Genomic DNA, 20,375 nt, shown 5'->3' with positions numbered 1-20,375 from the left:
CCGGGTCGGACAGGCCCTCGCGGGCTACGCCAGGGACACCAGCTCCCGGTAGTCCTCGTTCCACAGGTCCTCCGTCGCCTCCGGCAGCACCAGCACCCGCTCCGGACGCAGCGCGTCGATCGCGCCCTCGTCGTGCGTGACCATCACGATCGCGCCCGGGTACGTGCCGACGGCCGCCAGGACCTCGTCGCGCGAGGCCGGGTCCAGGTTGTTGGTCGGCTCGTCGAGGAGCAGCACGTTCGCGCCCGAATGGACCAGGCCCGCCAGCGCGAGCCGGGTCTTCTCGCCGCCCGACAGGACACCGGCCGGCTTGTCGGCGTCGTCGCCCCGGAACAGGAACGCGCCGAGGACGCGGCGGACCTCGCTGTCTGTCAGATGCGGCGCGGCGGCCGCCAGGTTCTCCCGGACCGTGCGGGCCGGGTCGAGCGTCTCGTGCTCCTGCGCGAAGTAGCCGAGCCGCAGCCCGTGCCCGTGGACGACCCGGCCCGAATCCGGCGTCTCCTGCCCCGCGAGCAGGCGCAGCAGCGTCGTCTTGCCGGCGCCGTTCAGCCCGAGCACGACCGTGCGGGAGCCGCGGTCCACGGCGAGATCCACCCCGTCCAGGACCGGGCGCCCGGCCCCGTACCCCTTGGTGAGCGAGACGGCACCCAGTGGCGTACGACCGCAGGGCGCCGGCTCCGGCAGCCGGATGCGGGCCACCTGCTCGGTGCGCCGGACCGCCTCCAGGCCCTCCAGGAGCCGGTCGGCGCGGCGCGCCATGCTGCGCGCGGTGACCGAGGTCGACGAGCGGGCCTTCATCTTCTCCGCCTGCGCGTGCAGCGTCGCCGCCTTGCGCTCGGCGTTGGCCCGCTCGCGGGTACGGCGCCGCTCGTCCGCGTCCCGCTGGGTGAGGTACGCGGCCCAGCCGGTGTTGTGGACGTCGATCGTGGCGCGCTGCGGATCGAGGTGGAAGACGCGGTTCACGGTCGTGTCGATCAGGCCGAGATCATGGCTGATGAGCACCAGACCGCCCTGGTGCGAGGCGAGATGGCCGCGCAGCCAGGCGACCGAGTCGGCGTCCAGGTGGTTCGTCGGCTCGTCGAGCAGCAGCGTGCCCTCCCGGCCGTGGCCCGCGAACAGGATGCGGGCCAGCTCGACCCGCCGCTTCTGTCCGCCGGACAGCGTGCCGACCGGCCGGGCCAGCGTGTCGGCGGGCAGCCCGAGCCCGGCGGCCACCCGGGCCGCCTCGGCCTCCGCCGCGTACCCGCCGCACGCCTCGAACGCGGCCTCGGCCCGCGCGTACGCCGCCATGGCCCGCTCGTCGCTCCGCTCCGCGAGCCGCTCGGCGGCCTCGCGCAGCCCGCGCACGGCCGCGTCCATCCCGCGCGTGGACAGGATCCGGTCGGTGACGGTCTGGGCGGGATCTGCGGCGCGCGAATCCTGCGCCAGGTGCGCGACGGGGCCGGTCCGCGTGACGGCGCCGGCGGCCGGCGCGCGCAGCCCGGCCAGGGTGTGCAGCAGGGTCGTCTTGCCGGCCCCGTTACGGCCGACCAGACCGATGCGGTCGCCGGGCGCGACGGTGAAGGAGACCTCGGACAGGAGGAGACGGGCGCCGACGCGCACGTCGACACCACGGATGGTGATCATGGGATGACGCTCCGAACAAGCTAGAGGACACACGGGTGGCGTGGAAGCGGGTCCTGTAGCTAGGAGATTCGGGGCGTGGACATGGAGCCGAGGGTACGGGGGAGGGGCGGGGGCCGCACGGGGTTTTCGGAGGGGCGGCCGGACGGCCTCATCGACGACGTCCTGGCCAGCCACGCGGGCGCGTGGTGCCGGCTTACGCGGTGCTGGCTCAGGCGATGCCGGCTTACGCGGTGCCGGTTCAGGCGATGCCGGCTTACGCGGTGCCGGTTCAGGCGGTGCCGGCTTACGCGGTGCCGGTTCAGGCGGTTCCCGCGCACGCCGTACTCGCTCACGCGGTGCTCGCTCACGCGGTGCTCGCTCACGCGGTGCCGGTTCAGGCTGTGCCCGCTCACGCGGCACGCGCGGACACGGCACCCGCACATACGCCACCCCTCACGTGGGACCCCTCACCCCTCACACGTCCGGGAACGTCAGCGCCAGGCCCCGTACCCCCTGCTCGCCCGTCGTGATGTCCAGCGCCACGATCCGGTCGCCGTGCAGCGTGAACGCCACCGCGGCGACCGGCCGGCCCGCGGCGAAGGCGACCACGCCGATCGCGCCGTCGATCAGCGCGGGCCGGGTCGTGGCGGGCGCGGTGCGGGCGAAGGCGGTCGCGGCGTTCTCGGCGACGGCGGCGGGGCCGTGGGCCGTGCCGTGGGGCGAATGGGCGACGACGTCGGGGTGGAGGAGGGCGGCGAGGGCGCGGGGGTCGCGGGCGCGGGCGGCGGCGAGGAAGGACTCGACCAGCGCGCGCTGCCGCGCCGGGTCGCCGCCCGGCCGACCGCCGCCCGGACCGCCGCCGCGCACCCGCCGCCGGGCCGCGCGGGCGAGCCGGCCGGCCTCCTCGGGCGCGGTGCCGGTGATCCGCGCGGTGTCGTCCAGGGGCAGGCCGAACAGGTCGTGCAGGACGTACGCGAGACGCTCGGCCGGCCCGAGGGCGTCGAGGACCACGAGCAGCGCCAGCCACACCGCGTCGACCTCGCCGGAGGGCCGCGCCGGGCCCGGCGGTTCCGTGTCGACCTCGCCGGAGGGCCGCGCCGGGCCCGGCGGTTCCGTGTCGACCTTGCCGGAGGGCCGCGCCGGGCCCGGCGGCTCCGCGTCCACCCGGCCCTGGAGCCGCCGCACACACGCCCGCCCGACCACCGAGTCCAGCCACTCCCGCACCCCGTCGCCCACCCCCGCGCGCGCCTGCGCGAGCACGCCGTCCACCTCCCCGTACCCGCCGAGCATCCGCCGGGCCACGGCCCGCAGCCGCTCCTCCTCGGCGTCGAACCGCGCGGCGAGCGCGGTCACGAAGGCGTCCTCGGTCATGGGGCACCACTCCTCTTCGATCGGTCGTCGCTGCGTTGACGCCGCGACCGGCACGGATGTGACAGCGAGCGCGGCGACGAAACGGCAACGGAACGTGAGCGGCCGCTGCCAGCCTGGAACCCGGTCCCCACAGCCGCCGCACGCGAGGAGTCACCCATGTCCGCCCTGCCCCAGCCGCAGTCCCGGTCCCCGTTCCGCTCCGGGCCGGCCGCTCTCTCCCGGAGGTCCGTACTGACCACTGCGGGCCTGGTGGCCGCGGGCGTCGCGCTCGACAGCGCCCTCGCCGCGCCGAGCGCCTCCGCCGCGACCACCCCGGCGATCTTCTACTCGCCGCACCAGGACGACGAGGCCATCGGCCTGGCCGGCTCGATCCTGGAGCACAAGGCGGCGGGCCGGCCGGTCTACCTGGTCCTGGTCAGCCGGGGCGAGAACGGCGACCTCGCCGCGATCATGAACCAGGGCGCCTGCCGGACCCTCGGCGACCGCTGCTCCGCTCCCGGCCACACCCACGATCTCGGCTGGCAGGAGACCTGGCCGACGCCCGAGGTCGTCTCGGGCCGCACCGCCGAGTTCAAGGCGTCCGCCAAGGCGCTCGGCGTCGACAAGGTCATCAACTTCGACCTCTCCGACGAGGCGTTCGGCGACTACGACGGCTTCGTCAAGAAGGTCATGGCCAAGGTCCGGGCCCTCGCCCAGCAGTACCCGGGCGCCTCGCACAAGTTCGCGGCCGGCTGGCTGGACAAGACCGCCACGCACAAGGCGTGCAGCGACGCCGCCTACTGGCTGATGAAGAACGGCGAGCTCACCGACGTCCGCTTCAACCACATCTACGCCTACCAGCAGTTCCCCAACCCGGCCGACCGCGGCCGCGGCGCCGCCTACGTGCTGGACATCCCGGCCGCCCAGATGGCGAAGAAGCGCGCCGCGATCCTCGCGTACAACACGTGGGACCCGAGCCGGAACCTCTACACCCTCGGCTACCACAGCGTGCCCACCTGGCTGGAGCAGGCGTACGCCGACCCGCGCGAGTTCGTCTACACCCTGCCGTCGGGCTACAAGCCGGGACCGGCGGCGTAAGGTCCGTCGTCACGGGACACCGCGGTCGGCCGGGACCGGGTCGCCGGCACGGGCGAGGCCCACGACAGGACCGGACCGGGCCGCCCGACCGGCCTGGACCGGCGTCCTCAGCGAGGCCGCGGTCCCGCGGCGGCCAGCGCTTCCACCACGACCTCCGCGGTCCGTCGCGGCTCCTCGCCGGGAAGGAAGAAGCTGCTGCCGGGGGTCGTGACGACCGTCGTGTGCGGGCAGGCCTCCAGCACGCGCCGCTCGTCGGCGGTGAGTCCGCCGTCGCCCTTCTTCTCCGCGTGCACGACCCAGACCGGTACACCGGCCGCGCACAGGCGCGTCGCCGGCTGCTCCTGCGCGCGGAGGTAATCCAGGTAGGCGCGGAGGATCCGGCGCATCACGTGCGGATCGTTGCTCCGCAGGTCGCCGAGCAGTTCGGCCCGGCGATCGGGCGACACCCTGAAGCCCTTCGAGGCCGGGCCCATGAACTTCAGCAGGGCGGCGGAGGGCAGGGAGCCGAGGACGTCCCCCAGCCGGCAGACGGCCCGGAAGAACGCGGGTTCGTCCGCGGGCGACATGCTGATGCCCAGCAGCACGGCCGGGCCGGTGAACGCGCCCGTCGCGACCATCTCCAACGCGACCGTGGCGCCCATGCTGAATCCCACCACCACGTCGCAGGACCACTCGTCGGCAAGCCGGGCGGTGTGCCGGGCCAGGGTGCCGATCGTGAAGTCCTCCGGCGGCGCCGTCCCAGCGTGTCCCGGCAGGGTCGCGGCGACGAGCCGGGTCCGGGCGAGCGCGGGCTCGGCCATGACGTCGGCGTACGACCGGGCGCGCATGAGCCCGCCGGGGAGCAGCAGCACGGTCTGCCGGGCATCGGCCGGCCCCGAGACGAGCAGGTCCCACGCGATCGTCACGTCCATCGGGTGTCCTCTCCGCACGCGATCGGCCCGCCTCCCGCACGCCGGCCCGATGCCCCGGCCGCCCGGGCCGCCGGCGCGGCGCCCTCCTCTTCAGCGTGACGTCATCCCACCCGCCGGGCCACCCGATCGGGTGGCCATGATCCGGGCCGTTGCCGCGGACATCGACGGCAACGGTGGTGCGACGGCGGCGGTTCAGCTCTCCGGGAGCAGCTCGGGCATGCCCGCCACCGGCACCACGACGCCGACCACCTCGCCGGCCTCGGAACGGCCGACCCAGACGGGATAGGTGCCGTCCCCGGTCGTCGCGAAGGCCACCAGTTCGCCGCCGGAAGCCCGGTCCCGGGTGCGCAGCAGGTACATGGAGTCGTCGATGTCCTCGTACGCGTCCGGTTCCAGGTCCGGGTCTGCCTGGATCAGCCCTCTCTCGAAGAGTGCGAGGAGCGGCTCCCAGGCGCCCGCGTCGCCGAAGCACCCCGTGGCGCCGTCGGTGTCGAATCCGAAGATCCCGTTCTCCGGGAGCAGGCGGGGGTCGTCGTCGGGCCGGCGGGCCATCTCCCAGGTCGCGGCGGGGATGTCGCTGACGAGGACGCGGACGGCCGTGGCGTCCGCGCGCGTGACCTGCTTGCCCTCCCACTCGCAGTGGTAGGTGTGCCGGGCCCGCGCCTCCTCCAGCGCGTACTCCCCGGGCGGCACGGGGACCGTGAGGTGCGGCCCGTCGCCGTCGTCGATGTCCGGACCGGAGACGGCCAGCAGCCCGCTGGGCACGCGCAGGGTGCCGATGCGCCGGGGCTCCACGACCGTCATCTCGGGGTGGTACCCGTCGGTCACCCGCACGCCGGGCCGGAACAGCTCGCCGACCGGGCCGGGCCGCGCCGCCCGGGGCGGACGCCAGCACGTGGCGGGCGCGGGGCCGTCGTCGTCGCCGGCCGCCTCCGCGATCGCGAAGGCGGCCGGTTCCGTGACCTCCGCGATCGCGAAGGCGGGCGGTTCCGTGAGCCCGTGGACCTCGGCCGAGAGCAGCGGCCATTCTCCGAAGGCGGGCCGGTCCAGCCAGCGCTCGCTGTCCGGGACGCGGGGCACGGTGGAGCGGGCGCTGCCGTGGATGCCGCTGGGCTCCTCCGTCCGCCGGCCCCTTCCGTCAGGGAAGAGCTCCACGGTGACGCGCGGGCACGAGTCGTCGAATTCCGCCATCTCCGGACCGGTGTAGCTCCAGCCGACGGTGCACCGGCGCAGCAGCCGCGCCGGGTCGTCCAGCAGCCGCATGTCCAGGTCGTACGTACGGCGGCCCTGGGCGTCGTAGACCCACAGTCCGGCGAAGTGGTCCCGCCAGGAGACGAGCCGGACCTCCAGCGGAGCCTCCCGGCCCGCCGTCCGGTACACCACCACGTACGGAAGCCCGGCGGCATCGCGCTCACGGGCCTCCTCCACCGGTATCGGCCACCAGGGAGAGCGGGCCTCCGGGTCCCACGCCCGCGCGTACCCCACCTCGATCACCATCGCCGCTCCCCGCTCCCGCCCGCTTGCCTGCCGAGCCGCAACATAGCCGCCGCCTGTGACAACGGCCCGTCCTTCGCGGCCGCGGGCGAGGCGCCGTGACGGCCGCGCCGCTCCGCAGCGGGCCTCACTTCCCTGCCGGGCGAGGCACGAGCCGAGGGCTTTGCATAAAACTGCGAGAGCTCGTATAGTCATGCCATCCATGAGGAGGATGTCGATGACGGTACGAGCAGCAGTCGCGGGCGCGAGCGGATACGCGGGCGGAGAGCTCCTGCGCCTTCTCCTCGCCCATCCCGAGGTCGAGATCGGCACCCTGACCGGCCACTCCAACGCCGGTCAGCGGCTCGGCGGCCTCCAGCCGCACCTGCTGCCGCTCGCCGACCGGGTGCTCGCCGAGACCACTCCCGAGGCCCTCGCCGGGCACGACGTCGTCTTCCTCGCGCTGCCGCACGGGCAGTCCGCCGCCGTCGCCGAGCAGCTCGGCCCGGACGTCCTCGTCGTCGACATGGGCGCCGACTTCCGGCTGAAGGACGCGGCCGACTGGGAGACCTTCTACGGCTCCCCGCACGCCGGCACCTGGCCGTACGGTCTTCCCGAACTGCCGGGCGCCCGTGCCGCGCTGGAGGGGTCCAAGCGCATCGCGGTGCCCGGCTGCTATCCCACCGCCGTGTCCCTCGCGCTCTTCCCGGCGTACGGAGCCGGGCTCGCCGAGAGCGAGGCCGTGATCGTCGCCGCCTCCGGCACCTCCGGCGCCGGCAAGGCCGCCAAGCCCCATCTGCTCGGCAGCGAGGTCATGGGCAACATGTCCCCGTACGGCGTCGGCGGCGGCCACCGGCACACCCCCGAGATGATCCAGAACCTCAGCGCGGCGGCGGGCGAGCGGATCACCGTCTCCTTCACGCCCACCCTCGCGCCGATGCCCCGCGGCATCCTCGCCACCTGCTCGGCCACCGCCCGGCCCGGCGTCACCGCCGAGTCGCTGCGCGCCGTGTACGAGAAGGCGTACGCCGACGAGCCGTTCGTCCACCTGCTGCCCGAGGGGCAGTGGCCGGCCACGGCGTCCGTCCACGGTTCCAACGCCGTTCAGATGCAGGTCGCGTACGACCCGGCGGCGAACCGGATCATCGTGATCAGCGCCATCGACAACCTCACCAAGGGCACCGCCGGCGGCGCGGTGCAGAGCATGAACATCGCGCTCGGGCTTCCCGAGACCACCGGACTCTCCACGATTGGAGTCGCTCCATGAGCGTCACCGCAGCGAAGGGATTCACGGCCGCGGGCATCGCGGCCGGGATCAAGCAGAACGGCAATCCGGACCTGGCCCTCGTGGTCAACACCGGACCGCGCCGCGCCGCCGCGGGAGTCTTCACCTCCAACCGCGTCAAGGCCGCCCCGGTCCTGTGGTCCCAGCAGGTCCTCGCCGACGGCGAGCTGACCGCCGTCGTCCTCAACTCCGGCGGCGCCAACGCCTGCACCGGCCCGCAGGGCTTCCAGGACACCCACGCCACCGCCGAGAAGGCCGCCGAGGTCCTGGACATCGGGGCGGGTGAGGTCGCCGTCGCCTCCACCGGGCTCATCGGCGAACTGCTCCCCATGGACAAGCTGCTCCCCGGCGTCGAGAAGGCCGCGGCCGAGCTGTCCGCGCACGGCGGCGAGAAGGCCGCCATCGCCATCAAGACCACCGACACCGTCCACAAGACCGCGGTCGTCACGAGGGAAGGGTGGACCGTCGGCGGCATGGCCAAGGGCGCGGGCATGCTCGCCCCCGGCCTCGCCACCATGCTCGTCGTCCTCACCACCGACGCCGACGTCGACGCCCCCGGCCTCGACGCGGCCCTGCGCCACGCCACCAGGCTCACCTTCGACCGGGTCGACTCCGACGGCTGCATGTCCACCAACGACACCGTGCTGCTCCTCGCCTCAGGCGCCGCCGGCGTCACCCCGACCCAGGACGCGTTCGCCCAGGCCGTCCAGGAGGTCTGCGCCGACCTCGCCCGCCAGCTCATCGGCGACGCCGAGGGCGCCAGCAAGGACATCCGGATCGAGGTGATCAACGCGGCCACCGAGGACGACGCCGTCGAGGTCGGCCGCTCCATCGCCCGCAACAACCTGCTCAAGTGCGCCATCCACGGCGAGGACCCCAACTGGGGCCGGGTGCTCTCCGCCATCGGCACCACCTCCGCCGCCTTCGAACCCGACCGGCTGAACGTCGCCATCAACGGCGTCTGGGTCTGCAAGAACGGCTCCGTCGGCGAGGACCGCGAGCTCGTCGACATGCGCTTCCGGGAGGTCGTCGTCACCGCCGACCTCGCCGCCGGGTCCGAGTCCGCCGTCATCTGGGCCAACGACCTCACCGCCGACTACGTCCACGAGAACAGCGCGTACTCGTCATGAGCGATCCTCGGAACCCGGGCGCGAACCCGGCCGCGCGCAAGCACACCGCCCTGCCCAAGGCGCAGACCCTCATCGAGGCGCTGCCCTGGCTCACCCGCCACCACGGCAAGACCGTCGTCATCAAGTTCGGCGGCAACGCCATGATCGACGCCGACCTCAAGGCCGCCTTCGCCCAGGACGTCGTCTTCCTGCGCCACGCCGGCCTCAAGCCCGTCGTCGTGCACGGCGGCGGCCCGCAGATCAGCGCCGCGCTCGACAGGCACGGCATCGTCAGCGAGTTCAGGGCCGGCCTGCGGGTCACCACCGAGGAGGCCATGGACGTCGTACGGATGGTGCTGGCCGGACAGGTCCAGCGCGAGCTGGTCAACCTGCTCAACCAGCACGGCCCGCTCGCCGTCGGCCTCACCGGCGAGGACGCCCACACCATCACCGCCACCAAGCACCTGCCGGAGATCGACGGCGAGACCGTCGACATCGGCCGGGTCGGCGAGATCACCCACATCGACACCGGCGCGATCGAGGCACTCCTCGCCGACGGGCGCATCCCCGTCGTCTCCTCCATCGCCCGCTCCCAGGACGACGACCATGTCTACAACGTCAATGCTGATACGGCGGCTGCGGCACTCGCTGCTGCGCTGGGCGCCGAAACGCTGATGGTCCTGACCGACGTCGAGGGCCTCTACGAGGACTGGCCGAACAGCGACGAGGTCATCAGCCGGCTCACCGCGAGCCAGCTGGAGAAGCTGCTGCCCGAGCTCTCCAGCGGCATGGTCCCCAAGATGGAGGGCTGCCTGCACGCCGTGCGCAACGGCGTGCGCACGGCGCGCGTCATCGACGGCCGGGTACAGCACTCGATCCTGCTGGAGATCTTCACCGACGAGGGCATCGGCACCATGGTCGTGCCCGACGACCGGAACGTTCAGGGGGAAGCATGAGCGTCAACCAGGAGCTGACCCAGCGCTGGCAGGGCTCGCTGATGGACAACTACGGCACCCCGCGGCTGCCGCTCGTCCGCGGCGAGGGCGCCACCGTCTGGGACGCCGACGGCAACGCGTACCTCGACTTCGTCGGCGGCATCGCCGTCAACGCCCTCGGCCACGGCCACCCGGCCGTCGTCGACGCCGTGTCGAAGCAGATCGCCTCCCTCGGCCACGTCTCCAACCTCTTCGTCGCCGAGCCGCCCGTCGCCCTCGCCGAGAAGCTGCTCCAGCTCTTCGGCCGGCCCGGCCGGGTGTTCTTCTGCAACTCCGGCGCCGAGGCCAACGAGGCCGCCTTCAAGCTCGGCCGGCTCACCGGCCGCCGACACATGGTCGCCACCACCGGCGGCTTCCACGGCCGGACCATGGGTGCCCTCGCGCTCACCGGCCAGCCCGGCAAGCAGGGCCCCTTCCAGCCGCTGCCCGGCGACGTCACGCACGTGCCGTACGGGGACGCCGACGCGCTGCGCGCCGCCGTCACCGAGGACACGGCCTTCGTCATCATCGAGCCGATCCAGGGCGAGAACGGCGTCGTCGTCCCGCCCGCCGGCTACCTCAAGGCCGCCCGCGAGATCACCCGCGCCACCGGCACCCTGCTCGTCCTCGACGAGGTGCAGACCGGCATCGGCCGCTGCGGCACCTGGTTCGAGCACCAGGCCCACGAGGGCGTCGACCCCGACATCGTCACCCTCGCCAAGGGCCTCGGCGGCGGCCTCCCGCTCGGCGCCACCGTCGCCTTCGGCCCGGCCGCGGAACTCTTCACGCCCGGCCACCACGGCACCACCTTCGGCGGCAACCCGGTCGCCTGCGCCGCCGGACTCGCCGTCCTGGACACCCTCGGCGGCGACGCCGTCCTCGACGAGGTCAAGCGGCTCGGCGAGAAACTGCGCGACGGAATCGAGGGTCTCGGCCACCCGTTGGTCTCCCATGTCCGTGGCGCGGGCCTGCTCCTGGGTATCGTGCTCACCGAGTCCCTCGCGCCGCAGGTGCAGCAGGCGGCTCAGGACGCCGGACTCCTGGTGAACGCGCCCGCCCCCGATGTCGTACGGCTCATGCCGCCGCTGATCGTCGGAGACGCGGTGGTGGACGCCTTCCTGCAGGCCCTGCCCGGTGTCCTCGACGTGGTGAACGGGGAAGGACGAACCGGAGAATGAGACGACGATGACCGACGCGCAGGAACACGAACACGCCGGGCCGTCCGTTCCGCAGACCCGCACCGCCCGCCACCGCAGGATCGTCGACATCCTCAACCGGCAGCCGGTGCGCTCGCAGAGCCAGCTGGCCAAGCTCCTCGCGGACGACGGACTGAGCGTCACCCAGGCGACGCTCTCCCGCGACCTCGACGAGCTCGGAGCCGTGAAGATCCGCAACACGGGCGGCGAACTGATCTACGCGGTGCCAAGCGAGGGCGGCTTCCGCACCCCGCAGGCCCCGCTCGGCGAGTCCGCCAAGGAGGAGCGGATGCGCCGCCTCTCCGGTGAACTGCTGATCTCCGCCGAGGCGTCCGCCAACCTGGTGGTGCTGCGCACCCCGCCGGGCGCCGCCCAGTTCCTCGCGTCGGCCATCGACCAGGCCGAACTGAACGCGATCCTCGGCACGATCGCGGGCGACGACACGCTGCTGCTCATCTCCCGCGACCCGGCCGGCGGCCAGGCGCTCGCCGACCACCTGCTGCGCCTCGCGCAGAAGGAGCGCTGAGCCCCGCTCAGTAGCGCGTGATCGCCGTCGGCCCGCCCCGCGTGCCGACGGCGATGTGCGGCCGGCGGACCGGATCCGCCCAGGCCAGGATCCGGCGCATCGCCTCCGCGGGCACGGACACACAGCCGGCCGTCGCCCCGCGCCCGTTCACGTGCAGGAAGATCCCGGCGCCGCGCCCGCGCACCGGGCGGTCGTAGTTGAACCCGATGACCAGCGCGTACGCGTACTGCCTCGGGTACGAGGCGAGATGCTCCGCCTCGCCGGCCCGGCAGTCCCCGGGCAGCCCCTCCACCCAGCGGTTGTAGGCGCGCGCGTCGTTGTCCTGGCACCACCAGGACCGGTCGGTCACCCGGGCGTAGCGGTACGCCGTCCCGGCGGGCGCGGGCGCGGTCCCGAAGGCGTACGGAAGCCGGTAGAGCCCGGTCGGCGTGGTGTTCGTGCCCTGCCGCCGCGTCGCCCCCTCGGCCAGCCCGTTCGCGCCGAAACGCGCGGCCGCCGATCCCGCCCGCACCCAGCGCCCGCCGCGCCGGTCCCACCAGGTGACGGTGCCGGACGTGGCACCGGTGTCCGCGGCCTCGGCCGTGATCAGCTGCGAGCCGCCGCCGGTGTCCGCCATCCGCGCGGGCAGCGGCGCGGGCGACAGGGCGGGCGCGGGTGCCTGGGCGAGCGCCGTGACGAGGACCCCGAGCGCGAGAAGGGTACGCATGCGGCGACGCTAGAGGCCGGGCACCCGCCCCGCCAGGCTACTGACCCGTGCGGGGGAGCGGCGGCAGCGGCAGCGGCAGGCCCGGGAGCCCGTCGATGCTGGCGGCGATGTGCTCCTTCTTCGTGAAGTACTCGCTCAGCGAGGCGTCGTCCTCGCGCCCGAAGCGCTTCCCGTGCAGGTCGCGTTCCTCGTCGTACGTCATGAGCGGCACGGTGAAGCCGCAGGTGTCCCGCACCAGCTCGACCCGCACCACGATGATCGCCCGCGGCCCGTGCGGCTCCGGGTCGATCCCGTCGAAGTGCCCGAGCAGCTCGCCCCAGCGCTCGTCATCCCGGAACACCGGCTCGCCGCGACCGTGGATCCGCACGATGTTCGGCGGCCCCTGGAAGGCGCACCACATGAGCGTGATGCGCCCGTTCTCGCGCAGGTGCGCCACGGTCTCGGCGTTCGATCCGGCGAAGTCCAGGTAGGCGACGGTGTGTTCGTCGATCACGGCGAAGGAACCGCGCAGTCCCTTGGGGGAGAGGTTGATCGTGCCGTCGCCGGCGAGCGGCGCGGTCGCGGTGAAGAAGAGGGGCTGTTCCTCGATGAAGTCCCGCAGACGTCTGTCGATGCGTTCATACGCTTTTCCCATGTGGCTCATTCTGTACGCGCGGCGCCGGAACCGCCCAGGCGTTTCAACGGCCGGGCCGCAGCGGTCGGTTCCACCGGAACCACCGCCGGACCCGGGCCCGTGGCACCGGCACCGGACCCGGCTCCGCGTCCTCGACGAGCTGCCGGGCCGTCTCCTCGTACGCGGTCGAGCCCAGCGCGTCCAGCAGCCTCCGGACCCGCTTGCGGACGTGCGCCGGCCGGTCGGCGCCGGCGCGGCGCAGCAGCTCCGCCTCCGGCAGCCGGTCCGCCCACGGCAGCAGGGCCCGCGCCGCCTCCCGCACGACACCGGGCGCGGGGTCGTCGAGCAGGGGCAGCAGCCGGGCGATGTCCGCGACCTCCAGGACGCGCAGGCCCATGACGGCGCAAGCGCGCACCGCCGCCCGGTCGTGCCCGGTCAGCTCCCACAGCACCGCCGCGTCCGTCTTTCGGTCACCGCACTCCGCGAGCCCGAGCGGCGCCCGGTCGGGCACCGTCGCGGGATCGGCGCAGGCCGCCCGGTAGAGCGGCAGCGGATCCCGGCCGTCCTGGCGCAGCACCCAGCGCGCGCAGGCCCGCACCAGCCCCGACCGGTCGAAGAGGTACGGCTCCGCCTCCGCCGCCCGCCCGGCCCCGCGCAGCGCGGTCACCCCGGCCGAGCGCACCGCGCCGGACCGCGCGCCGAGCAGCAGCGGCAGCGTCTCGTCGGGCACGCCGGCCGCGAGCGCCGCGTCCGCGGCCCGGGACCGGACGGCCACGTCCTCGTCGTGGGCGGCGAGGTGCGCCAGTTCGGCGGGGGAGAGCAGCCCGCGCTCGACGGCGAGGCCGAGGGCGATCCGGCGGGTGCGCCGGTCCGGGTTGCGCAGGAGAGCGGTGAGGGAGGCGGGCGGTGCGGCGCGCAGCAGCTCCTGGAGCATGCCTGCCGCCATGCCGCCGCGCTTGCGGTCGCGCAGCCGGAGGATCACGGGGACGGTGGCGGCGAGGGTCCGCTCGTCGGCCGCGGGCAGGGCGGCGGAGAGGACTTCCCATGCCCTGGCCCGTACCGCCGGGACCCAGTCGGTGGTGCGCACGGCGACGAGCGGCAGGACGGCGGGGAGGCGGGCGGCGTGGGCGAGGGCGGCCTCGCGGAGGTGGCCGTCGGCGTCGCACAGGGCGAGGGCGAGCTCCGCCTCGGCCGGCGCCGGGCCGTCCGGGAGACCCGGTGGGGCGGCGGGCCGCCGGCTCGCGGCGAGCCGGCGGGGGTCGGGGCGCTCGATGCCATGGTCGGTGCCGGACCGGATGCGCTCGTCGAGGGCGAGCCAGGTGACCGGCTGCCACAGGTCGACGAGCTCGCCGAGCGCGCACCCGCGCGCGAGTCCCCGTACCGCCGCCGTCAGCGAGCGCTCCTCGTTTGTCATGCACGCACGCTAGGGCCCGCGCACCTCTTCCCGCCTGCGATTTTCCCTCCGTGGCCAAGGTGCTTTGACAAAACATACGGAGGACTGCATAGTTATACCCATCAGTGGTTGCAAGGTAAGGAGAACCCCGTGACCGAGCGCGTCGTACTCGCCTACTCGGGCGGCCTGGACACCTCCGTCGCCATCGGCTGGATCGCCGAGGAGACCGGTGCCGAGGTCATCGCCGTCGCCGTGGACGTCGGCCAGGGCGGCGAGGACCTGGACGTCATCCGCAAGCGCGCGCTCGCCTGTGGCGCGGTCGAGGCCGAGGTCGCGGACGCCAAGGACGAGTTCGCCGACGAGTACTGCCTCCCGGCGATCAAGGCCAACGCCCTCTACATGGACCGCTACCCGCTGGTCTCCGCGCTCTCGCGGCCGGCCATCGTGAAGCACCTCGTCGCCGCCGCCGAGAAGCACGGCGCCTCGATCGTCGCCCACGGCTGCACCGGCAAGGGCAACGACCAGGTCCGCTTCGAGGCCGGCATCCAGGCCCTCGGCCCCGGCCTGAAGTGCATCGCCCCGGTCCGCGACTACGCGATGACCCGCGACAAGGCCATCGCCTTCGCCGAGAAGGCGAACCTGCCGATCGCGACCACCAAGAAGTCCCCGTACTCCATCGACCAGAACGTCTTCGGCCGCGCCATCGAGACCGGCTTCCTCGAGGACATCTGGAACGCGCCGATCGAGGACATCTACGAGTACACCGAGAACCCGGCGGCCGTCCGCGAGCCCGACGAGGTCGTCATCTCCTTCAAGGAGGGCGTCCCGGTCGCCATCGACGGCAAGCCCGTCACCGTCCTCCAGGCCATCCAGCAGCTCAACGAGCGCGCCGGCGCCCAGGGCGTCGGCCGGATCGACATGGTCGAGGACCGTCTCGTCGGCATCAAGTCCCGCGAGGTGTACGAGGCTCCCGGCGCGATCGCCCTGATCACCGCCCACCAGGAGCTGGAGAGCGTCACCGTCGAGCGCGAGCTGGCCCGCTACAAGCGGCAGGTCGAGCAGCGCTGGGGCGAGCTCGTCTACGACGGCCTGTGGTTCTCGCCGCTCAAGCGCGCCCTGGACGGCTTCATCGACGAGGCCAACCAGCACGTCACCGGCGACATCCGGATGACCCTGCACGGCGGCCGCGCGGTCGTCACCGGCCGGAAGTCCGCCGAGTCGCTCTACGACTTCAACCTGGCCACGTACGACACCGGCGACACCTTCGACCAGTCGAAGGCCCAGGGCTTCATCGACATCTTCGCCCTCTCGGCGAAGATCGCCGCGAAGCGTGACCTCGCCTGATCCACCGTCGTTCGACAGCCGCCTCCCCGATCCGTCCGCGGCGGGGAGGCGGTGGCACATCCAGAGACCTGTCCTGAGGAGCAACAGCTGTGAGCAGCAACAACGGTGACGTCCGGCTCTGGGGCGGCCGTTTCGCCGACGGTCCCGCCGAGGCCCTGGCGAAGCTGTCCGCGTCCGTCCACTTCGACTGGCGGCTCGCGCCGTACGACATCGCCGGCTCCCGTGCCCACGCGCGCGTGCTCCACAAGGCCGGCCTGCTCACCGAGGACGAGCTGACCCGCATGCTGGCCGGGCTCGACCAGCTGGAGGCGGACGTCGCCGACGGCTCCTTCACCGGCACCATCGCCGACGAGGACGTCCACACCGCCCTGGAGCGCGGTCTCCTGGAGCGGCTCGGGGCCGAGCTCGGCGGCAAGCTGCGGGCCGGCCGGTCCCGCAACGACCAGGTCGCCACGCTCTTCCGGATGTACCTGCGGGACCACGCCCGGATCATCGGCGGGCTGATCGCCGAGCTCCAGGACGCGCTCGTCGGCCTCGCCGAGGCGCACCCGGACGTCGCCATGCCGGGCCGCACCCACCTCCAGCACGCCCAGCCGGTGCTCTTCGCCCACCACGTCCTCGCGCACGTCCAGTCGCTCTCCCGGGACGCCGAGCGGCTGCGGCAGTGGGACACCCGGACCGCCGTCTCCCCCTACGGCTCCGGCGCGCTCGCCGGCTCCTCCCTCGGGCTCGACCCGGAGGCGGTCGCCAGGGACCTCGGCTTCGAGCGGGGCTCGGCCGGCAACTCGATCGACGGCACGGCCTCCCGTGACTTCGTCGCCGAGTTCGCCTTCGTCACCGCGATGATCGGCGTGAACCTCTCCCGGATCGCCGAGGAGATCATCATCTGGAACACGAAGGAGTTCTCCTTCGTGACCCTCCACGACGCCTTCTCCACCGGCTCGTCGATCATGCCGCAGAAGAAGAACCCGGACATCGCCGAGCTCGCCCGGGGCAAGTCCGGCCGGCTCATCGGCAACCTGTCCGGCCTGATGGCGACGCTGAAGGCGCTGCCGCTCGCCTACAACCGGGACCTCCAGGAGGACAAGGAGCCGGTCTTCGACTCCTGCGACCAGCTGGAGGTCCTGCTGCCCGCCTTCACCGGCATGATGGCGACCCTCACCGTCAACCGGGAGCGCATGGAGGAGCTCGCCCCGGCCGGCTTCTCCCTCGCGACCGACATCGCCGAGTGGCTGGTCAAGCAGGGCGTGCCGTTCCGGGTGGCGCACGAGGTGGCCGGCGAGTGCGTGAAGGTCGCCGAGGCGGAGGGCAAGGAGCTCGACGGCCTGACGGACGACCAGTTCGCCAAGATCTCCGAGCACCTCACCCCCGAGGTCCGCACCGTCCTCAACGTCCCCGGCGCCCTCGCCTCCCGCGACGGCCGCGGTGGCACGGCCCCGTCGGCGGTCGCCGCGCAGCTGGTCGAGGTCAAGGCGGACCTGGTCGTCCAGCACGCCTGGGCGAACGCCAAGAACTGAAACCACGCTCCTACAGCGCCGCCGCCCAGTCCGCGAGCACTGTCGAAGCCCGGCCGGAGCAGTCCGAGCCGGGGATCGACGTGCAGCGGCGGGGCGGCGGCGTCGTTGTTCCGCCGCGTGGCCACGGCATTCTTCCAAGCCCCTGTGAGGCATCGATCTTTCGAATGAGACATCAATGTCTCATTCGGTGTATGGTTGTCTCATGTCAGTCGATCGCACCCAGGTGCTCCACGCCGCCGCAGCCCTACTCTCCCGCAAGGCGACCGCCACGCTGGACGAGGTCGCCCGGGCCGCCGGGATCGGCCGTGCCACGCTGCACCGGCACTTCGCGGGGCGGGACGCCCTGATCCGGGCGCTGGAGCAGCTGTGCATCGAGGAGACCGAGGTCGCGCTCGAGAAGGCGCGCCTCGACGAGGGGCCGGCCGACGAGGCCGTACGCCGCCTGATCGGCGCGTCGGAGCCCGTCGCCCCCCTGCTCGCCTTCCTCTACACCGAGAACCAGCTGTTCGAGGGCGAGGGGCAGAACGAGGGCTGGGCCCGGCTCGACGACCGGCTCGCCGGGCTCTTCCGGCGCGGCCAGGAGGAGGGCGTCTTCCGGATCGACCTGACGCCCGCCTGGCTCTGCGAGGCCTTCTACGGGCTGGTCGGCTCGGGCGCCTGGGCCGTCGCCGACGGGCGGGTCGCCGCCAAGGACTTTCAATTCATGATCGCCGAGCTGCTGCTCGGCGGAGCGCGCAGGAGCGTGGAGAAGTGACCATCGACAGCGTCAAGGACGCGACCGTACGCGAGAGCCATATCGAGGGCGTCCGCCGCCGTGGCCGGTGGCTCGCCCTCGCCGTGCTCGTCCTGGCCGTGCTGCTCGTGGCCGTGGACGCCACCGTACTCGGCCTCGCGACGCCCTTCCTCTCCGAGGACCTCAAGCCGTCCGGCACCCAGCTGCTGTGGATCGGCGACGTCTACTCCTTCGTCATCGCCGGACTCCTGGTCTCCATGGGCAGCCTCGGCGACCGCATCGGCCGCAAGAAGCTGCTGCTCAGCGGTGCCGTCGCGTTCGGCGCCGTCTCCGTGCTCAACGCGTACGCGACCAGCCCCGAGATGATGATCCTGGCCCGCGCCCTGCTCGGTGTCGCCGGTGCCACCCTGATGCCGTCCACGCTCGCCCTGATCCGCAACCTCTTCCACGACCCGCGCGAGCGCAGCCTCGCCATCGGCATCTGGGGCGCCATGGCCTCGGCCGGCGCGGCCGTGGGCCCGGTCGTCGGCGGCTTCCTGCTCGAACACTTCTGGTGGGGCTCGGTCTTCCTCATCAACCTGCCCGTGATGGCCGTCCTGGTCCTCGTCGGCATCAAGCTGATCCCCGAGTCGAAGAACCCGAACCCCGGCCCGTGGGACCTGCCCAGCGTCGGCCTCTCGCTCGTCGGCATGATCGGTGTCGTCTACGCGATCAAGGAGCTGGCCTCCCACGGCCTCACCGCCGAGGTGGGCCTCGCCGCGGTCGCCGGCATCGGCGGTCTCGCCTGGTTCGTGCGGCGTCAGCTCACCCTGCCGACCCCGCTCCTGGACATGCGCCTGTTCCGCAACCGCGGCTTCTCCGGCGCCGTCCTCGCCGACCTGCTGACCATCCTCGGCCTGTCCGGCCTGGTGTTCTTCCTGTCCCAGTTCTTCCAGCTGGTCCAGGGCCGCCAGCCGCTGGAGGCGGGACTCGCCGAACTGCCCGCCGCGGTCGGCGCGGTGACGGCCGGTCTGGTCGCGGGCAACGTGGCCCGCCGGTTCTCCGTCAGGTCCGTCGTCGCCGGCGGTCTCGCCGCCATCGGACTCGCCCTCGCGGCCCTGACCGCCCTCGGCCAGTCCACCGGCTACCCGCTGCTCGGCGCGAGCCTGCTCGTCGTCGGCGTGGGCGCGGGCTTCTCGTTCACCGTCACCGCCGACGTCATCCTGTCCGGCGTCCCGAAGGACCAGGCCGGTTCGGCCTCCGCGGTCTCCGAGACGGCGTACGAGCTGGGCGCGGCCCTCGGCATCGCGATCCTCGGCTCCATCGTGACCGGTGTCTACCGGGGCTTCACCGCCCCGGCCGGCCTCCCCGCCGACACCGCCGTCGCGGCGCACGACTCGCTCGGCGGCGCCGTCGAGGCAGCCGCCGGCCTCGACCCGGCCCAGGCCGACGCCCTGGTCACGGCCGCCCAGGACGCCTTCGTCCACGGCCTGCGCATCGCGTCGGGCGTCGGCGCGGCGGTCCTGCTGGCGACGGCGGTCGCGGCCTGGTTCCTGCTGAAGGGCCAGAAGCTGGCCGACGGCGTCGAGCACTGACGCGCCGCCGCGCACGTGCGCGGCGTATACGACAGGAGGGCGCCCCCGGATCCCCGGGGGCGCCCTCCTCGTGCGCAAGGCCTTCGCGTCCGCTACGCGGCTTCCTTCGCCTTCGTGGCGTACATGTCCACGTACTCCTGGCCCGACAGCCGCATGACCTCCGCCATCACCGAGTCCGTCACCGCCCGCAGCACGTACCGGTCGCGGTCCATGCCGTCGTAGCGGGAGAACTCCATCGGCTCGCCGAAGCGGACGGTCACCCGGCCCGGGCGCGGGATGCCCGAGCCGCCCGGCTGGACCTTGTCGGTGCCGATCATCGCGAACGGCACCACGGGCGCGCCGGTCATCAGGGTGAGCCGGGCGATGCCGGTGCGGCCGCGGTAGAGCCGGCCGTCGGGGGAGCGGGTGCCCTCGGGGTAGATGGAGAAGATCTTGCCCTCCTCCAGCACCCGGCGGCCCGTCATCAGCGCGGCCACACCGCCGCGGCCGCCGTCGCGGTCCACCGGGATCATGCCGACGCTGGTGAAGAACCAGGCCATCAGCCGGCCCTTCACGCCCTTGCCCTTCACGTACTCGTCCTTGCCGATGAAGTACACCGGACGGTCGAGACAGATCGGCATGATCATCGAGTCGATGAAGGTCAGGTGGTTGCCCGCGAGGATGACCGGACCGGTGCCGGGGACGTTCTCGGCGCCCTCGACGCGAGGCCGGAACATGAGGCGCAGGACCGGGCCCAGGGTGCCCTTCATGATCGCGAAACGGGACAACGGTTCCTCCGGTGCCGGGGCGGTGTCGGGGCGGTGCGGCTCGCAGTGGAGCCGACGGTGTGCAGGTGGCGACGATACTCGCGGGTCACGGCGTGTCGCACATCGGGTTCACTGAGTGGATACACCGTGTTGACGTGTGTTTCCGCCATGTTCCGCCCAGGTCTGCCGCGTGTAGGGCGGCGACGCCTAGCGTCGTGGACG

Annotated in this window: 18 protein-coding genes and 1 pseudogene; 11 read left to right on the top strand and 8 right to left on the bottom strand. The window is 73.2% G+C overall.

What is annotated here, in order from left to right; translation table 11 throughout:
• Nucleotides 1-24 precede the first annotated feature (24 nt).
• Nucleotides 25-1,626, bottom strand: a complete 1,602-nt coding sequence (locus ACFYU9_RS27095; protein WP_389346323.1) for an ABC-F family ATP-binding cassette domain-containing protein — start codon at nt 1,624-1,626, stop codon at nt 25-27.
• Between the two features lie 81 nt (nt 1,627-1,707).
• Here ACFYU9_RS27095 and ACFYU9_RS27090 point away from each other — a divergent pair.
• Nucleotides 1,708-1,920 (top strand): annotated as a pseudogene (locus tag ACFYU9_RS27090) (pentapeptide repeat-containing protein); the annotation flags it as partial.
• 159 nt (nt 1,921-2,079) lie between these two features.
• Here the strand turns inward: ACFYU9_RS27090 and ACFYU9_RS27085 are convergent.
• A complete protein-coding gene (locus ACFYU9_RS27085) occupies nt 2,080-2,976 on the bottom strand; it encodes a nuclear transport factor 2 family protein (protein ID WP_389346322.1) in 897 nt (298 codons plus the stop codon).
• A gap of 156 nt (nt 2,977-3,132) precedes the next feature.
• Between ACFYU9_RS27085 and ACFYU9_RS27080 the strand changes: the two genes are divergently transcribed.
• A complete protein-coding gene (locus ACFYU9_RS27080; RefSeq protein ID WP_389346321.1) occupies nt 3,133-4,053 on the top strand; it encodes a PIG-L deacetylase family protein in 921 nt (306 codons plus the stop codon).
• Between the two features lie 107 nt (nt 4,054-4,160).
• Here ACFYU9_RS27080 and ACFYU9_RS27075 read toward each other — a convergent pair whose 3' ends face one another.
• The gene (locus ACFYU9_RS27075; RefSeq protein ID WP_389346320.1) at nt 4,161-4,964 is read right to left on the bottom strand and encodes an alpha/beta fold hydrolase; all 804 of its coding nucleotides are present in this window, start codon (nt 4,962-4,964) and stop codon (nt 4,161-4,163) included.
• A gap of 192 nt (nt 4,965-5,156) precedes the next feature.
• Nucleotides 5,157-6,461: a DUF4241 domain-containing protein gene (locus tag ACFYU9_RS27070; RefSeq protein WP_389346319.1), complete on the bottom strand. Its 1,305-nt coding sequence runs from the start codon at nt 6,459-6,461 to the stop codon at nt 5,157-5,159.
• A gap of 214 nt (nt 6,462-6,675) precedes the next feature.
• Here ACFYU9_RS27070 and argC point away from each other — a divergent pair, with 214 nt between their 5' ends.
• From argC to ACFYU9_RS27045, 5 genes are read left to right on the top strand one after another with little or no spacing between them, the layout of a single operon-like run.
• Entirely contained in the window at nt 6,676-7,704 is a 1,029-nt protein-coding gene (gene argC / locus ACFYU9_RS27065; protein WP_389212762.1) for an N-acetyl-gamma-glutamyl-phosphate reductase, read from the top strand.
• Nucleotides 7,701-8,852 carry a bifunctional glutamate N-acetyltransferase/amino-acid acetyltransferase ArgJ gene (argJ, locus tag ACFYU9_RS27060; RefSeq protein WP_389346318.1) on the top strand — a complete coding sequence of 384 codons (1,152 nt, stop codon included), beginning with the start codon at nt 7,701-7,703 and terminating at the stop codon, nt 8,850-8,852. Before argC ends, argJ begins: the two co-directional genes overlap by 4 nt.
• Nucleotides 8,849-9,787, top strand: a complete 939-nt coding sequence (argB, locus tag ACFYU9_RS27055) for an acetylglutamate kinase (RefSeq protein WP_389212765.1) — start codon at nt 8,849-8,851, stop codon at nt 9,785-9,787. Before argJ ends, argB begins: the two co-directional genes overlap by 4 nt.
• On the top strand, nt 9,784-10,983 hold the full coding sequence (locus ACFYU9_RS27050) for an acetylornithine transaminase (protein ID WP_389212767.1): 1,200 nt from the start codon (nt 9,784-9,786) through the stop codon (nt 10,981-10,983). The genes argB and ACFYU9_RS27050 overlap by 4 nt, the downstream gene beginning before the upstream one ends.
• Nucleotides 10,984-10,990: 7 nt before the next feature.
• Nucleotides 10,991-11,527 (top strand): arginine repressor, encoded by a 537-nt coding sequence (locus tag ACFYU9_RS27045; RefSeq protein ID WP_389212769.1) that lies wholly within the window; start codon nt 10,991-10,993, stop codon nt 11,525-11,527.
• A gap of 7 nt (nt 11,528-11,534) precedes the next feature.
• Here the strand turns inward: ACFYU9_RS27045 and ACFYU9_RS27040 are convergent, their stop codons facing one another.
• The 3 genes from ACFYU9_RS27040 to ACFYU9_RS27030 are packed head-to-tail and all read right to left on the bottom strand — an operon-like array spanning nt 11,535 to nt 14,260.
• A complete protein-coding gene (locus tag ACFYU9_RS27040; protein ID WP_389346317.1) occupies nt 11,535-12,233 on the bottom strand; it encodes a L,D-transpeptidase in 699 nt (232 codons plus the stop codon).
• A 37-nt stretch (nt 12,234-12,270) separates the two neighbouring features.
• A complete protein-coding gene (locus ACFYU9_RS27035) occupies nt 12,271-12,867 on the bottom strand; it encodes a pyridoxamine 5'-phosphate oxidase family protein (RefSeq protein WP_389212772.1) in 597 nt (198 codons plus the stop codon).
• 43 nt (nt 12,868-12,910) lie between these two features.
• Entirely contained in the window at nt 12,911-14,260 is a 1,350-nt protein-coding gene (locus ACFYU9_RS27030; RefSeq protein ID WP_389346316.1) for a hypothetical protein, read from the bottom strand.
• A 129-nt stretch (nt 14,261-14,389) separates the two neighbouring features.
• Here ACFYU9_RS27030 and ACFYU9_RS27025 point away from each other — a divergent pair, with 129 nt between their 5' ends.
• The 4 genes from ACFYU9_RS27025 (at nt 14,390) to ACFYU9_RS27010 (ending at nt 19,407) form a co-directional block, all read left to right on the top strand.
• On the top strand, nt 14,390-15,583 hold the full coding sequence (locus tag ACFYU9_RS27025) for an argininosuccinate synthase (RefSeq protein WP_389212775.1): 1,194 nt from the start codon (nt 14,390-14,392) through the stop codon (nt 15,581-15,583).
• An 89-nt stretch (nt 15,584-15,672) separates the two neighbouring features.
• Nucleotides 15,673-17,100 (top strand): argininosuccinate lyase, encoded by a 1,428-nt coding sequence (gene argH / locus ACFYU9_RS27020; protein WP_389212777.1) that lies wholly within the window; start codon nt 15,673-15,675, stop codon nt 17,098-17,100.
• Nucleotides 17,101-17,302: 202 nt separating this feature from the next.
• Nucleotides 17,303-17,854 (top strand): TetR/AcrR family transcriptional regulator, encoded by a 552-nt coding sequence (locus ACFYU9_RS27015; protein ID WP_389212778.1) that lies wholly within the window; start codon nt 17,303-17,305, stop codon nt 17,852-17,854.
• Nucleotides 17,851-19,407, top strand: a complete 1,557-nt coding sequence (locus tag ACFYU9_RS27010; RefSeq protein WP_389346315.1) for an MFS transporter — start codon at nt 17,851-17,853, stop codon at nt 19,405-19,407. Before ACFYU9_RS27015 ends, ACFYU9_RS27010 begins: the two co-directional genes overlap by 4 nt.
• Nucleotides 19,408-19,499: 92 nt before the next feature.
• Here the strand turns inward: ACFYU9_RS27010 and ACFYU9_RS27005 are convergent, their stop codons facing one another.
• Nucleotides 19,500-20,156, bottom strand: coding sequence for a lysophospholipid acyltransferase family protein (locus ACFYU9_RS27005; RefSeq protein ID WP_389213129.1), 657 nt, complete (start codon nt 20,154-20,156; stop codon nt 19,500-19,502).
• Nucleotides 20,157-20,375 lie beyond the last annotated feature (219 nt).

The organism is Streptomyces sp. NPDC004327 (assembly GCF_042873935.1).
Lineage (GTDB): Bacteria > Actinomycetota > Actinomycetes > Streptomycetales > Streptomycetaceae > Streptomyces.
This window is presented reverse-complemented; position numbering and strand designations above follow the sequence as displayed.